This is a genomic window from Serratia sp. ID 25-353 (assembly GCF_054792795.1).
Genome location: NZ_CM139236.1, coordinates 4,723,914 through 4,739,359 on the forward strand (window position 1 = coordinate 4,723,914; position 15,446 = coordinate 4,739,359).

The window sequence follows — 15,446 nt, forward strand, 5'->3', positions numbered from 1 at the left end:
CAAGGCAGCGATAACAACAGAGGATAACAGCGAATGGTTCTCGGCAAACCGCAAACAGACCCTACTCTCGAATGGTTCCTGTCTCATTGCCATATCCACAAATATCCATCGAAGAGTACGCTGATTCACCAAGGTGAAAAGGCCGAAACGCTTTACTACATCGTGAAAGGCTCCGTCGCGGTGCTGATCAAGGATGAAGAAGGTAAAGAGATGATCCTGTCCTACCTCAACCAGGGGGATTTCATCGGCGAGCTCGGATTGTTCGAAGAAGGCCAGGAGCGCAGCGCCTGGGTTCGCGCGAAAACCGCCTGTGAAGTGGCCGAAATTTCCTACAAGAAATTCCGTCAGCTGATCCAGGTGAACCCGGACATCCTGATGCGTCTGTCCGCCCAAATGGCAAGCCGCCTGCAGGTCACTTCCGAAAAAGTGGGCAACCTCGCCTTCCTGGACGTGACCGGCCGCATCGCGCAAACCCTGCTGAATCTGGCGAAGCAACCCGACGCCATGACTCACCCGGACGGCATGCAGATCAAGATCACCCGTCAGGAGATCGGCCAGATCGTCGGCTGCTCGCGTGAAACCGTTGGCCGTATTCTGAAAATGCTGGAAGATCAAAACCTGATTTCCGCCCACGGCAAAACCATTGTCGTCTACGGCACCCGTTAATCCCTGAAGAAACGGCGCAATCTGCGCCGTTTTTTTGTCTGCTTTCTGCCATGTGGCGCCGCCTGATCTACCACCCGGAAATCAACTACGCACTGCGACAAACGCTGGTGTTGTGCCTGCCGGTGCTGTTCGGCCTGCTGATAGGCCAGCTACAGCTCGGCCTGATGTTCTCTCTGGTGCCCGCCTGCTGCAATATCGCCGGTCTGGACACACCGCATAAGCGCTTCTTTAAACGTCTGATCGTCGGCGGTTCGCTGTTCGCCTTCAGCAGCGTGCTGCTGCAACAGGCCATGTTGTGGCACGTGCCGCTGCCGGCGCTGATGCTGGGCCTGGCACTGCTGCTCGGCGTCACCGGTGAAATCAGCCCGCTGCACGCCCGGCTGTTGCCGGCGGCGCTGGTGGCCGCCATCTTCGCCCTCAGCACGGCCGGTACGGTGCCTCTCTGGCAGGCGCCGCTGCTGTACGCCATCGGCACCGCCTGGTACGGCTTATTCACTTGGTTCTGGTTCAAGCTGTGGAAAGAGCAGCCGATGCGCGAGACGCTCAGCCAGCTCTACCTGGAACTGGCGGACTATTTCGAAGCCAAATACTCGCTGCTGACCCAGCATATTGATCCGCAAACCGCGCTGCCGCCGCTGCTGGTGCGCCAGCAAAAGGTGATGGATCTGATCAGCCTTTTGTACCAACAGCTTAATTTCCTGCCGCACGCCAACAACCTCGAGCAAAAGCGCCTGCAGCGCGCCTTTCAGGTGGCGATGGATCTGCAGGAGCACATCACCGTCAGCCTGCATCTGCCGGAAGAGGTGCAAAAGCTGGTGGAGCAGAGCCAGGCCGAAGCGATCATTCGCCGCAATGCTCAGGTGATCGCCGGCCGGCTGCGCGTGGTGGCGCACGATATTCTCTACCATCAACATTCGAAGCGCTTCTCCATGACCCACGAGCTGGCGGCGCTGGAAAAAATGGCGGCGCAGCATCCCGATAACCCGGTCGGCCAGTTTTGTTATTACCACTTCAGCCGCATCGCCCGCCTGCTGCGTACCCAGCATCCGTTGTACCGCCGCGATCTGATGCCCGGCCAACACCGCCTGCCGTTTTGGCCGGCGCTGGCCAGCTACCTGTCGTTCAAATCCACCGCCCTGCGCAACGCCGCACGGCTGGGCGTGACGCTGGCGATCGGCAGCAGTCTGGGCGCGGTGTTCAACCTGCCGAAGCCTTACTGGATCCTGCTCACCATCATGCTGGTAAGCCAAAACGGGTATAACGCCACCCGGGTGCGCATTCAGCACCGTGCGCTGGGCACGATTGCCGGGCTATTGCTGGCGGCCGGGCTGCTGCAGCTGCAGTTGCCGGAAGGCGAAACGCTGAGCATCATGTTGGTGATCACGCTGCTGGCCTACCTGGTTTCGCGCAAGAACTACGGGCTGTCGGTGATTGGCTTTACGGTCACGGCGGTTTACACCCTGCAGCTGCTGGCGCTGAACGGCTCGCATTTTCTGGTGCCGCGCCTGATCGATACGCTGATCGGCTGCGTGCTGGCGTTCGGCGGCACCATTTGGCTGTGGCCGCAGTGGCAAAGCGGGCTGCTGCGCAAGAATGCCCATCAGGCGCTGGAGAACGATCAAGCCGCGCTGCGGCTGATGCTGAAGCAACCGGAACCGGACGCCACCGCGTTGGCCTATACTCGCATGCAGGTTAACCAGGCGCACAACGCGCTGTTCACCTCGCTCAATCAGGCGATGCAGGAGCCGGGGTTCGCGTCAAACTATCTGGCGGACATGCGGCTGTGGGTCACTCACAGCCAGTTCATCGTCGAACACCTGAACGCCATGACCATTCTGGCGCGCGAGCACTACATGCTGACGCCGAAACTGGCGGAAGCGTATCTGCAAACCTGTGAAATCGCGCTGCAAAGCTGCCAGCAGCGGTTGGAATACGACGGCCCGAGCAGCGGCAACAGCGGCATCATGCAGCCGCCGGATCTGCATCCGGACATGCCCGTCACCGAGATGGAGCGCCACCTGCGGCGCATTTTGTCGCACCTGAGCGTGATGCACACCATTTCGTCGCTGGCCTGGCGCCAGCGCCCGCACCACGGCATTTGGCTCAAGCGCAAACTGCGCGATCAATAAGGGCGCGGCATGCCGCGCCCCGTTATATGCCGCGCGGGCTTCAGGCGTTGATCACATCCTGCACCGCCAGCTCGAACAGCGCCATGCCGGCCTCGATATCCTGCAGCTCCACCACCAGCGACGGCGCGAAACGGATCACGTTCGGCCCGGCGTTGAGGATCATCAACCCACGCGCGGCGGCGGCGGTGAGGAAGTCGCGCGCTCTGCCGTGATAATGCGGCGTCAGCTCGGCGCCAATCAGTAACCCCATGCCGCGAATCGCGGTGAAAATACCGTATTTATCACCGATATGCTGCAAAGCCTGCACATACAGCGCATGACGCTGCTCGATGCCGCTCAGCACCTCCGGCGTATTGATCACGTCCAGCGCCGCCTCCGCCACCGCGCAGGCCAGCGGGTTGCCGCCGTAGGTGGTGCCGTGGGTGCCCACCTGCATCACCGACGCAATTTCTTCGGTTGTCAGCATGGCGCTGACCGGGAAACCGCAGCCCAGCGCCTTGGCGGTGGTGAGAATGTCCGGCGTCACGCCATAATGCATATAGGCGAACAGTTTGCCGCTGCGCCCCATGCCGCTTTGCACTTCGTCGAACACCAGCAGCGCCTGATGTTGATCGCAAAGCTCGCGCACGCCGTTGAGGAAGCCGGCGTCGACCGGCGTAATACCGCCCTCACCCTGAATCGGCTCCATCACCACCGCGCAGGTGTGATCGTCCATCACCGCCTTCACCGCCGCCAAATCGTTGAACGGCACGTGCACGATGTCGGCCGGCTTCGGCCCGAACCCGTCGGAGTATTTGGCCTGCCCGCCCACCGACACGGTGAACAGCGTGCGGCCGTGGAACGCGTTATAGAAGGCGATGATTTTGGTTTTGTACGGACTGTGGCGGGTGATGGCGTAATGGCGCGCCAGTTTGAACGCCGCCTCGTTGGCCTCTGCGCCGGAGTTGGCGAAGAACACCCGGTCGGCAAAGGTGGCGTCGATCAGTTTGCTTGCCAGGCGCAGCGCCGGTTCATTGGTGAAGACGTTGCTGGTATGCCACAAAGTCTCGCCCTGGCGTTTGAGCGCCTCGACCAGCGCCGGGTGGCAGTGTCCCAGCGCCGTCACCGCGATGCCGCCGGAAAAATCGATGTACTCTTTTCCCTGCTGATCCCAGACCCGGCTGCCTTTGCCGCGCACCGGCACAAACTGGGCGGGTGCATAAACAGGCAGGATCACCTGGTCAAAGGTGCTGCGGCTCACTGCGGATTTTTCAGTCATTTTCGGCTCCACCCTGAAAGTTTTTCAGCGCTATCGTAATATCAGATTGAAAACATAATCACAAAATATGCATAAAAAACCAATCAAGCGCAAATGCAAAACGCCTGACGGGCGAAAAAAACGCACCGGAGTTAACGCTTGAGGAAATTATCCAGCAGTTGATGGCCCTGCTCGCTGAGCACGCTTTCCGGATGGAACTGCACACCTTCCAACGCCAAAGTGCGGTGGCGGATGCCCATGATCTCGTCGCGCACGCCGTCGCGTTCGCTCCAGGCGGTCACTTCAAAGCAGCCCGGCAGCGTATCGGCTTTCAGCACCAGCGAGTGATAGCGGGTCACGGTCAGCGGATCGCTCAGGCCGCGAAACACGCCGACGCCCAGGTGACGAATCGCCGAGGTTTTGCCGTGCATCACCGCGCGGGCGCGCACCACCTCGGCGCCGAACGCCTGCCCCAGCGCCTGGTGCCCCAGGCAAACGCCGAGGATCGGCAGCTTGCCGGCGAAATGACGAATGGCGGCCAGTGAGATGCCCGCTTCATTCGGGGTGCAGGGGCCAGGGGAAATCACCAGATGCTGCGGCGCCAGCCGCTCGATATCGGCCAGCTGCAGCTCATCGTTGCGCTTCACCAGCACCTCGGCGCCCAATTCGCAGAAGTACTGGTAAAGGTTATAGGTAAAGGAGTCGTAGTTATCGATCAGCAGCAGCATGTTAGGTCCGACAGAGAAAAATGCCGCCACAGTGTACTGATTTAACCCGCCGCTGCCGACGATAATTTCCGCTTACTTTTTACGGCCGCCGGTGATCGAACCCAGCACGCCGCGCAGGATCTGGCGGCCGAGATCGCGCGCCATGCTCTTGGCGGCGGTCTGGACGATGCCGTCGCGCTTGCCGCCGCGCGGGCCAGTGGAACCGAACAACAACTCGTTCAAGCCGTCCATCAGGCCGCCGCCCGCCTGCTGTTGTTGCTGTTGCGCCTGCGGTTGCTGCCCCTGCTGCGGGGTGCCGAGGGTGGCAAAGCCCCCCGACGACAGCTTCTCGTAGGCGGACTCGCGGTCGATCATATCCTCATAGCGGCCATACAGCGGCGACTTGTTGATTGCGCTGTTCAGCCCTTCCGCACCGAGCATGCCCATTTTGGATTCCGGCGCGATCACCATCGCCCGCTCCACCACGTTCGGCCGGCCCTTCTCGTCGAGGAATGACACCAGCGCTTCGCCCACGCCCAGCTCGGTGATCGCCGTTTCGGCATCGAAGGCCGGATTGGCGCGCAGGGTTTGCGCCGCCGTCTTCACCGCCTTCTGATCGCGCGGGGTAAAGGCGCGCAGCGCATGCTGCACGCGGTTGCCCAACTGGCCAAGTACGCTGTCCGGGATGTCCAGCGGGTTCTGGGTGACGAAGTAAATGCCGACGCCTTTGGAGCGGATCAGGCGCACCACCTGTTCGATCTTGGTCAACAGCGCCGCCGGCGCATCGTTGAACAGCAGGTGCGCCTCATCGAAGAAGAACACCAGCTTCGGCTGTTCAGGGTCGCCCACTTCCGGCAGGTGCTCAAACAGCTCGGCCAGCAGCCACAGCAGGAACACCGAATACAGCTTCGGCTGATTGATAAGCTTATCCGCCGCCAGCAGGTTGATCACGCCGTGACCGTTGGCGTCGGTTTTCATCAGATCGTTGATGTCCAGCATCGGCTCGCCGAAGAACTGATTCGCGCCCTGCTCTTCCAGCGTCAGCAACCCTCGCTGGATAGCGCCGATCGACGCGGCAGAGATATTGCCGTACTGGGTCTGGAATTGTTTGGCGTTGTCGCCGACGAACTGCACCATGGCGCGCAGGTCCTTCATGTCCAGCAACAGCAGCGCGTTGTCATCGGCGATCTTGAACACCAGCTGCAGTACGCCGCTTTGCACCTCGTTCAGATCCAACAGGCGCCCCAGCAGCAGCGGCCCAAGATCGGAAATCGTGGCGCGGATCGGGTGGCCCTTTTCGCCGTAAATATCCCACGGGATAATGGTGCAGGCCTGCGGCTGCCAGTCGGTGACGCCGATCGCCGCCAGGCGCGCCTGCAGTTTCTCGGAAGGCACGCCCTCGGCGCCAATGCCGGACAGATCGCCCTTCACGTCCGACAGGAACACCGGTACGCCGATGCGCGAGAACTGTTCGGCCATTTTCTGCAGCGTCACCGTCTTGCCGGTGCCGGTTGCCCCGGTGATCAGCCCGTGGCGGTTGGCCAACGCCGGCAAAATCACCAGATCCTGCTCCGGTTTTCCGTCTTTCATCGCCTTGGCGATAATCCGTGGTTCACTCATTTTCTGTTCCTTTGACGCTGACGCGGCGCGAAAAGCGCCTGTGGATGCAATAAAGCTATAAGCGCCGCGTAACCCCGTCAAGGACAAACAAAAAGGGCGCCGTCGGGACGCCCATGATGCCTGTCTTTTCAGAATCCCCCTAAGACCTGCGTCACCCCCGCAGCCCCAGTTGTTCCTTCAGCGCCTTCAAATAGCGCCGGCTGACCGGCACCGGATCGCCGGCCGACATGATCATCTCCGCCGCGCCGCCCTCTTCGAAGCGGATCTCGCGCACCTGCTCCAGGTTGACCAGATACTGCCGATGGCAGCGCACCAACGGGGTACGGCTTTCCAGCGTGCGCAGCGTCAGCTCGGTGAAACACTCCATGCCGTCGCTGCGCACCACGAAGACCCCGCTCAGCTTGGAACGGATCGCCAGCACTTCGTCGAACCGCAGCAGATAGATGCGGCTGTGGCCGGTGCAGGGAATGTATTTCAGGTAACCGGCGCTCTCATCCAGCGCCGTCACGTCCTGCGGCGCACTGCGCTGCCGCAGGCGTTGCAGCGTCTTGCTCAGCCGCTTCGGCTCCGCCGGCTTCAGCAGATAATCGAAGGCGTGCTCCTCGAACGCCTGCACCGCGTATTCGTCGTAGGCGGTCAGAAACACGATGTGCGGCATGCGGTTGGGATCCAGCATGCCGACCATTTCCAGCCCGCTGATGCGCGGCATCTGGATATCGAGAAACACCACGTCCGGCTGCAACCGGTGGATCTGGCTGATGGCTTCGATGGCGTTGGCGCACTCGCCGATAATCGCGATCCCCGCTTCAGCTTCCAGCAGGTGGCGCAGGTTGTCGCGCGCCGAAGGTTCATCGTCAACAATCAGTGCGTTTAACATCAGGCGGCCCTCTCCATGGGAACATTGAGCGTAATGCGGGTGTAGGCGTCCGGCCGGCAATCCACCTGCACGCCATAGCCTTCGCCGTAGCGCACGCGAATGCGCTTATCCACCAGATTCATCCCCAGCCCGCTGCAGTTCGGTTTCGGCTGAAACAGCCCGGCGTTGTCCGTCACCTGCAGCAGTAAATGCTCGCCTTCGCAGCAGGCACCGATCTCGATGCGGCCCACGCCCAACAGATGCGAGGTGCCATGCTTGATGGCGTTTTCGACGATCGGCTGCAGCGAGAATGCCGGCAGCCGCACCGCCAACAGCGCCTCGGGTAGCGATACCGCGATCTCCAGCCGATCGGCAAAGCGCGCTTTCTCGATCTGCAGATAGGCGTTCACGTGTTCGATCTCGTCCGCCAGGCTGACTTCGTCATCCGAGCGTTTGAGGTTTTTACGAAAGAAGGTCGAGAGGGACTGCACCAGATCGCAGGCGCGCTCGCCATCGCGGCGGATCACCGCCACCAGGGTGTTCAAGGCATTGAACAGGAAATGCGGATTGACCTGCGCATGCAACAGCTTGATCTCCGACTGCGCCAGCAGCTGCTTGTGCCGCTCGTACTGTCCGGCCATGATCTGCGCCGACAGCAGGCTGGCGATGCCTTCGCCCAACGTACGGTTGATGGTGCTGAACAGCTGGCTTTTCGGTTCGTACAGCTTGATGGTGCCGATCACCCGCTGGTTTTCGCCGCGCAGCGGGATCACCAGCGTCGATCCCAGCTTGCAGGCCGGATTGATCGAGCAGCAGTAAGAGAGCTGATTGCCGTCGGCGTACACCACTTCGTTGTTGTCGATGGCGCGATGCGAATGCACCGAGGCGATCGGCGTGCCGGGCAGGTGGTGATCGTCGCCGATGCCGATAAACGCCAGCAGCTTGTCGCGATCGGTGATCGCCACCGCGCCGATGCCCAGCTCCTGATAGATCACCCGGGCAACCTTCATGCTGTTCTCCTGATCGAAGCCCTGCCGCAGGATGCCCTCGGTGCGCTCGGCGATCTTCAGCGCCTTGGAAGAGAAGGCGCTGGTGTATTTTTCGAACATCGCGCGCCTATCGAGCAGGATTTGCATGAACATCGCCGCGCCGACGGTATTGGCGATCATCATCGGCAGCGCGATGTGCTCCACCAGCTGCAACGCTTCGTCGTAGGGGCGCGCCACCGTGAGGATGATCGCCATCTGCAGCACTTCCGCCACCAGCGCCACGCCGCCGACGAACAGCGGATTGAACAGCAGCTCGATGCGCCCCCGGCGCATGGCGATGCTGTGTACGATGCCGCCGACCAGGCCTTCCGACACCGTGGAGATCGCGCAGGCTACGTCGGTCATGCCGCCGAGCGTATACCGGTGCAAACCGCCGGTCAGCCCGACCAGAAAGCCCACCGACGGCCCGCCCAGCAACCCGCCCAGGACAGCGCCTATCGCGCGGGTGTTGGCGATCGAATCCTGAATGTGCAGCCCGAAATAGGTGCCCATGATGCAGAACACCGAGAAGATCACGTAGCACAGCAGCTTGTGCGGCAGGCGGATGGTCACCTGCATCAGCGGGATGAACAGCGGGGTTTTACTCAGCAGATAGGCGATAACGAGATAGACGCACATCTGCTGCAACAGCAACAGCACCTGGTTAAATTCATACATGGCAGCAACTCATCCAGAGACAACAAAGGGCGAACGCCGGATTTCCGGTCTGATTATTGTCTGCCGATTAGAGCATGGGCCGCGGGAGAAAACAGTGATGAAGGCAAGGCTTCGGGAGGAAGGAGCGGCCGGCCCCACTGGGATCGGCCAAAAAACTTACGGCAGCACCTTGGCTGACAGAATCACCACCGGTTTGGTCGGCACATTCTGGTAAGGGCCGACGTTGCCGGTTGGCACCTGAGCAATTTTGTCCACCACGTCCATGCCTTTCACCACTTTGCCAAATACCGCGTAGCCGAAGTCACGCTGGCCGTGATCCAGGAAGGCGTTATCCGCCACGTTCAGGAAGAACTGGCTGGTGGCGCTGTCCTTGTCGGCGGTGCGCGCCATCGAGATGGTGCCGCGCAGGTTGCGCAAGCCGTTGTCGGCTTCGTTCTTGATTGGCGCCTTGGTGGATTTCTGCTGCATGTCAGCGGTGAAACCGCCGCCCTGCACCATAAAGCCCGGGATAACGCGGTGGAAAATGGTGTTGTTGTAGTACCCGCTGTTCACGTAATCGACGAAGTTCTGGGTGGAAACCGGTGCCTTCTGGCTGTCGAGCGCCAACTCGATATTCCCCGCCGAGGTCGTCAGCATGACGTGGGTCTCACCGGCGGCGAGTGCGGCTGGCGCCACTGCGGACAGGGAACACAGCGCGACGAAGGTCACTAAAGTACGTTTGAACATTAACGGGTCCTTTCTCTGAGAGACAAACAACGGAAAAGCGCTTTGATTCTAAAGAGCTGTATCGGCAAGTACCAGCCATTTACCTATATTTACCCAATTACGGGACATATCCTAGGCGGCCCTGAATTTTGCTGCGGAAAGTATGGGCGCAGAAGGCTTTTTTGCCAACCGCATCACGCATTTTTTGCCCCGCGCTGCCCTGGGTCAGTTTTTGCGATCTGCCTCCCAGTTTGCGCACATATTGCCGTTACTCTATATGAATGAGAGCGCTCTCATTATAAAAAGAACGGATACTGAGGCATCCCACGGCGGCGTCGCCGCGCAACCCCTGGAGAAATGACGTGAGTGAATTGATGACTGAAGTCAGCCCCGAGTTTGAAAGCACCATCATGGAACTGCTGGTGTTCTCCGGCAGCGCGCGCAGCAATGCGTTGATGGCGTTGCGACAAGCGCGCGCCGGTGATTTCGCCGCCGCGGCCAAGCACATGGTCGAATCCAAAGAATGGGTGAAGAAAGCACACCTGATCCAGACCGAGCTGATCGGTCTGGACGAAGGCTGCGGCAAGCTGGCGATCAACCTGATCACCGTGCATGCGCAGGATCATCTGATGAACGCCATGGTGATCCAGGATCTGGCCGACGACATGATCGAGCTCTATCGCCGTCAGTCGCAGACGGAGGGCCGCCCATGAGCACGCTTAAAATCGCCGTGATCGGCGGCGGCAGCAGCTACACCCCCGAACTGGTTGATGGACTGATCCAACGCATCGAGGAGCTGCCGGTCACCGAACTGGCGCTGGTGGACGTCGAACCGGGCCGGCAAAAAGTGGAAACCATCGCCGCCTTGACCCGCCGCATGCTGGCGCGCCACGGGCTGGAGCAGGTGAAGGTCAGCGTGCATTTCGCGCTGGACGACGCCATTCGCGGCGCCGCTTTCGTGCTGACCCAGTTCCGCGTCGGGCAACTGCCGGCGCGCGCCGCCGATGAACGGCTGGGCCTGAAATACCAGCTGCTCGGCCAGGAAACCACCGGCGTCGGCGGCTTCGCCAAGGCGCTGCGCACCATCCCGGTGATGCTGGATATCGCTCGCCGAGTGGAAAAGCTGGCGCCGGACGCCTGGATCATCAACTTCACCAACCCGGCCGGTATCGTCACCGAGGCGGTGTCTCGCTTTACCAAAGCGAAGATCATCGGCCTGTGCAATGTGCCGATCAGCATGCATCACATGATCGCCAACATGCTGCAGGCGCCTTACGCCGATGTGCAGCTGCAGTTCGCCGGCCTGAACCACATGGTCTGGGTGCATCAGGTCACGCACCTGGGGCGCGATGTCACCGCCAAGGTGATCGACATGCTGTGTGACGGCGCGGCGCTGACCATGAACAACATCAAGGAAGAGCCCTGGCAGCCGGACTTCCTGCGTGCGCTCGGCGCGATCCCCTGCCCCTACCACCGCTATTTTTACCAGACCCGCGAGATGCTGGCGGAAGAGATGGCCGCCGCCGGCGAGCGCGGCACCCGCGCCGAGCAGGTGATGCAGGTGGAGAAAGAGCTGTTCGAGCTGTATGCCGATCCGCAGCTAAACACGAAACCGGAGCAGCTCAGCTTCCGCGGCGGTTCTTTCTATTCCGAAGTTGCGCTGGAGCTGATTCGTGCTATCCATAATAATCTCGGCACGCAATTAGTGGTCAACACCGCAAACCGCGGCGCAATCCATGGCCTGCCGGACGATGCTGTGATAGAAATCAACTGTATCGTCGATGCTCAGGGCGCACACCCGCTGACCTTCGGCCCGCTGCCGGAGCCGATGCAGGCCCTGACGCAGCAGGTGAAAGCCTACGAACGTCTGACCATCGAAGCCGCGGTGCACGGCGATCGCCGCAGCGGGTTGCTGGCGCTGATCGCCAACCCGTTAGTGGGCAACGCTAACCTGGCGCAGCCGCTGCTGGACGAGGTGTTGACGATAAACGCGCCGTATTTGCCGCAGTTCAGGTAAGCGGCTATACGCAGCCAGACAGGGGTTCGGCGCGCCGAACCCATTTTTTTAGCCGTAATTCAGGAGTGGGACGATGGTGACACTGGAAGATGTCGCGGCGCTGGCGGGCGTTTCGCGCGCCACCGTATCGCGTGTGGTGAACGGCGACAGCAACGTCAAGGCACCGACCCGCGAGAAGGTTGAACGCGCCGTCGCCCAGCTCGGTTATACCCCCAACCCGGCGGCCCGCGCGCTCGCCTCCAGCCACAGCAATACCCTCGGGCTGGTCACCACGTCGTACCGCGGCGGCTTCTTCGGCGCGCTGATGGACTTCGTGCAGACCGAGGCCGAATCCCACGGCAAACAGCTGCTGGTGACCCAGGGCCGCAACAGCGCCGAAAACGAATGGCAGGCGGTGCAGCGGCTATTTAGCCTGCGCTGCGACGGCGTGATCCTGCACGTGCGTTTTCTCAGCGACGATCGGCTGCGCCAATTGGCGGCGGAACAACGTGATTTCGTGTTGCTCGATCGTCTGGTACCGGGGCTGGAAGCCCGCTGCGTCACCTTCGATCACCCGCTGGCCAGCCGCATGGCGACGCAGCAGCTGCTCGATGCCGGGCACCGGCGCATCGCCTGCATCAGCGGCCCGCGTGAACGCCCGTCGAGCCGCCTGCGGCTGCAGGGATTTGAAGAGGCGATGCAGGCGGCGAATATCGAACCGGTGGCCTGCCTGGAGGGCGTCTACGATCTGGAAAGCGGTTACCGCTGCGCCGATCGGCTGCTGCGGCAAGACACGCGGCCCAGCGCCATCTACTGCTGCAACGAAGAGATGGCGATCGGCGCCCTGCTGGCAATCAACGAGCACCGCCTGCGGGTGCCGCAGGATATCTCCTTGATCTGCTACGACAGCGGCGAACGCGCGCCTTTCGTACGCCCGGCGTTGAGCAGCGTACATTTTCCCATCAGCGAGATGGCCCAATACGCGGCGCGCAGGCTGATCGACCCCGCCACCCCGATGCACCGATTTGAGCCGACGATCGTCAACCGTGATTCCATTGTGACGGTACGCAAATAGATCACAATAATGCGCATCACCCCTTCATGGGTTACATCAAAAAATCGACAGCCATCACAAAAAATCCCGTTGTCTGTGCTAGGATCCGCCCCCTGGTGGCCTGATCGGGACTTTTTTCTGCGTTTGCCAGGAAAAGCCAGCGGCCTTATGCCAGCGTTAAAACCTCTAACAGACATATTCAGGCCTATACAATGAATGACAGTAACCGCATACGGCTTACCTGGATCAGCTTCTTTTCGTACGCGCTGACCGGTGCTTTAGTGATCGTCACAGGGATGGTGATGGGAAACATTGCAGAGTACTTTAATCTGCCGGTTTCCAGCATGAGTAACACCTTTACTTTCCTCAACGCCGGTATTTTGATTTCGATCTTCCTCAATGCCTGGCTGATGGAAATCATCCCGCTGAAGCGTCAGCTGATCTTCGGCTTTGTCCTGATGGTGCTGGCGGTCGCAGGGCTGATGCTCGGCAAGAGCCTGACCATGTTCTCGCTGTGCATGTTTATCCTCGGCGTGGTTAGCGGTATCACCATGTCGATCGGCACCTTCCTGATCACCCACATGTATGCCGGCCGCCAGCGCGGTTCGCGCCTATTGTTCACCGACTCTTTCTTTAGCATGGCCGGGATGATCTTCCCGATCGTCGCCGCGATGCTGCTGGCCCGCCATATCGGCTGGTACTGGGTTTATGCCTGCATCGGCCTGCTGTACGTGGGGATCTTCGTGCTGACCCTGTTCTCCGAATTCCCGGTGCTGGGCAAAAAAGGCGCCGACGCCGGTCAGCCGGTCGAGAAAGAAAAATGGGGCATCGGTGTGTTGTTCCTGTCGATCGCCGCGCTGTGCTACATCCTCGGCCAGCTGGGCTTCATTCAGTGGGTGCCTGAGTACGCCACCAAGTCGTTCAACATGGACATCGGCCAGGCCGGTAAGCTGGTGAGCGACTTCTGGACCTCTTACATGGTCGGCATGTGGGTGTTCAGCTGCATCCTGCGCTTCTTCGATCTGCAGCGCATCGTTACCGTACTGGCCGCACTGGCTACCGGCGCGATGTACCTGTTCGTTAGCACCGACAACCCGGAGCACCTGGGCTACTACATCATGGCCTTGGGCTTCGTTTCCAGCGCCATCTACACCACGCTGATCACCCTCGGCTCGCTGCAGACCAAGGTCTCCTCGCCGAAGCTGGTCAACTTTATCCTGACCTGCGGCACCATCGGCACCATGCTGACCTTCGTGGTCACCGGCCCGATCGTGGCGAAAGGCGGCGCGCACGCGGCGCTGACCACCGCCAACGGCCTGTACCTGGCGGTGTTCGTGATGTGTCTGCTGCTGGGCTTTGTGACCAAACACCGCAGCCACGGCCACGTGACGCACTGATTTCTTTTTATTAAATGTACCAAGGGCGCCCGTAAGGCGCCCTTTTTTTGCGCCTTAGCGCCGAAAATCCACCGTCTCATCCTGCTGCAAATGCAGCGTGGTTTCCGCCGGCCGCGTTTCGGCGATCACCGCCCCCTGGCGAATCGAATAACGCACCGGCGTCTGGCGGCGCACCGCGTCGAAGCCGCTTTCCGCCGGCAGGATCACCAGGTTGGCGCTGTTGCCGGCCGCCAGGCCGTAGTCGCTCAGGTTAAGGGTACGCGCGCTGTGGTGGGTGATCAGCTTCAGCCCATCGTCGATCTGGCCATAGCCCATCAGCTGGCACACGTGTAGCCCCATATGCAGCACCTGCAGCATGTTGGCGGTGCCGAGCGGGTACCAGGGATCGAACACGTCGTCATGGCCGAAGCAGACGTTGATCTCTGCCTCCAGCATCTCCTTCACCCGCGTCACGCCGCGCCGTTTCGGGTAGCTGTCGAAACGCCCCTGCAGGTGAATGTTCACCAGCGGGTTGGCGACGAAGTTGATGCCGGACATTTTCAGCAGGCGGAACAGCCGCGAGGCGTAAGCGCCGTTGTAAGAGTGCATCGCCGTGGTGTGGCTGGCGGTGACTTTCTCGCCCATCTCCAGCTTCAGCGCCAGCGCCGCCACGGTCTCGACGAAGCGCGATTGCTCGTCGTCGATTTCATCGCAGTGCACGTCCACCAGCCGATCGTATTTTTGCGCCAGCGCGAACGCCTTATGCAGCGACTCCACGCCGTATTCGCGGGTGAATTCGAAGTGCGGAATGGCGCCCACCACGTCGGCCCCCAGCCGCAGCGCCTCTTCAAGCAGCGCTTCGCCGTTGGGATAGGAAAGGATCCCCTCCTGCGGGAAGGCGACGATCTGCAGCGTCACCCAGGGCGCCACCTCCCGTTTCACCTCCAGCATGGCACGCAGCGCGGTCAGTGTGGGATCGGAAACGTCGACGTGGGTGCGCACATACTGCACGCCATTGGCGATCTGCCACTTGAGCGTTTGCCAGGCGCGCTGTTTGACGTCTTCATGGGTCAGCAACGCTTTGCGTTCGGCCCAGCGCTCAATGCCCTCGAACAGCGTGCCGGACTGGTTCCAGGCCGGCTGGCCGGCGGTTTGCGTGGTATCCAGGTGAATATGCGGTTCGACGAACGCCGGCAGTGCCAACCCGCCCTGCGCATCCAACGCGTCGCTGCGCCACTCCTGGCCTTCCGGCTGCGGCACCAGATGCGCGATGCGCCCCTGTTCGATCGCCAGTTGCCACAATCCTTCATGCCCGCTTAAACGCAGGTTGTCGATAAACTTCAATGGACGTTTCGCCACCTTTCACCTCGGCTGTTGCACTGGTTTTCTTCATC

Annotated in this window: 13 protein-coding genes; 6 read left to right on the plus strand and 7 right to left on the minus strand. The window is 60.9% G+C overall.

The window, feature by feature from the left end; translation table 11 throughout:
• Nucleotides 1-33 precede the first annotated feature (33 nt).
• Together crp and ACYF6X_RS22720 are read left to right on the plus strand one after the other, a co-directional pair.
• Complete coding sequence (gene crp, locus ACYF6X_RS22715; RefSeq protein ID WP_004090925.1) at nt 34-666, plus strand: cAMP-activated global transcriptional regulator CRP; 633 nt, start codon at nt 34-36, stop codon at nt 664-666.
• Nucleotides 667-716: 50 nt separating this feature from the next.
• On the plus strand, nt 717-2,795 hold the full coding sequence (locus ACYF6X_RS22720; protein ID WP_107227957.1) for a YccS/YhfK family putative transporter: 2,079 nt from the start codon (nt 717-719) through the stop codon (nt 2,793-2,795).
• 40 nt (nt 2,796-2,835) lie between these two features.
• Here ACYF6X_RS22720 and argD read toward each other — a convergent pair whose 3' ends face one another.
• From argD to ppiA, 6 genes are all read right to left on the minus strand, one after another.
• Entirely contained in the window at nt 2,836-4,053 is a 1,218-nt protein-coding gene (gene argD, locus ACYF6X_RS22725) for a bifunctional acetylornithine/succinyldiaminopimelate transaminase (RefSeq protein WP_130018345.1), read from the minus strand.
• A gap of 131 nt (nt 4,054-4,184) precedes the next feature.
• Entirely contained in the window at nt 4,185-4,760 is a 576-nt protein-coding gene (locus ACYF6X_RS22730) for an aminodeoxychorismate synthase component II (protein ID WP_063991677.1), read from the minus strand.
• Nucleotides 4,761-4,832: 72 nt separating this feature from the next.
• The gene (locus ACYF6X_RS22735) at nt 4,833-6,359 is read right to left on the minus strand and encodes a helicase HerA-like domain-containing protein (RefSeq protein WP_130018344.1); all 1,527 of its coding nucleotides are present in this window, start codon (nt 6,357-6,359) and stop codon (nt 4,833-4,835) included.
• A gap of 151 nt (nt 6,360-6,510) precedes the next feature.
• The gene (gene btsR, locus ACYF6X_RS22740; RefSeq protein ID WP_046688553.1) at nt 6,511-7,236 is read right to left on the minus strand and encodes a two-component system response regulator BtsR; all 726 of its coding nucleotides are present in this window, start codon (nt 7,234-7,236) and stop codon (nt 6,511-6,513) included.
• The gene (locus ACYF6X_RS22745; protein ID WP_130018343.1) at nt 7,236-8,921 is read right to left on the minus strand and encodes a sensor histidine kinase; all 1,686 of its coding nucleotides are present in this window, start codon (nt 8,919-8,921) and stop codon (nt 7,236-7,238) included. Before ACYF6X_RS22745 ends, btsR begins: the two co-directional genes overlap by 1 nt.
• Before the next feature lie 156 nt (nt 8,922-9,077).
• The gene (ppiA, locus tag ACYF6X_RS22750) at nt 9,078-9,647 is read right to left on the minus strand and encodes a peptidylprolyl isomerase A (protein WP_063991680.1); all 570 of its coding nucleotides are present in this window, start codon (nt 9,645-9,647) and stop codon (nt 9,078-9,080) included.
• Between the two features lie 353 nt (nt 9,648-10,000).
• On the opposite strand from ppiA, the gene ACYF6X_RS22755 reads away from it, so the two are divergent.
• From ACYF6X_RS22755 to tsgA, 4 genes are all read left to right on the plus strand, one after another.
• Nucleotides 10,001-10,339, plus strand: a complete 339-nt coding sequence (locus tag ACYF6X_RS22755) for a PTS lactose/cellobiose transporter subunit IIA (RefSeq protein ID WP_060660177.1) — start codon at nt 10,001-10,003, stop codon at nt 10,337-10,339.
• On the plus strand, nt 10,336-11,643 hold the full coding sequence (locus ACYF6X_RS22760; protein WP_060441379.1) for a 6-phospho-beta-glucosidase: 1,308 nt from the start codon (nt 10,336-10,338) through the stop codon (nt 11,641-11,643). The genes ACYF6X_RS22755 and ACYF6X_RS22760 overlap by 4 nt, the downstream gene beginning before the upstream one ends.
• Nucleotides 11,644-11,716: 73 nt before the next feature.
• Nucleotides 11,717-12,697 (plus strand): LacI family DNA-binding transcriptional regulator, encoded by a 981-nt coding sequence (locus ACYF6X_RS22765; RefSeq protein WP_130018341.1) that lies wholly within the window; start codon nt 11,717-11,719, stop codon nt 12,695-12,697.
• Nucleotides 12,698-12,888: 191 nt separating this feature from the next.
• On the plus strand, nt 12,889-14,073 hold the full coding sequence (gene tsgA / locus ACYF6X_RS22770) for an MFS transporter TsgA (protein ID WP_130018340.1): 1,185 nt from the start codon (nt 12,889-12,891) through the stop codon (nt 14,071-14,073).
• 54 nt (nt 14,074-14,127) lie between these two features.
• On the opposite strand, the gene ACYF6X_RS22775 is transcribed toward tsgA, so the two are convergent.
• Nucleotides 14,128-15,396 (minus strand): cytosine deaminase, encoded by a 1,269-nt coding sequence (locus ACYF6X_RS22775; protein WP_369919485.1) that lies wholly within the window; start codon nt 15,394-15,396, stop codon nt 14,128-14,130.
• Nucleotides 15,397-15,446 lie beyond the last annotated feature (50 nt).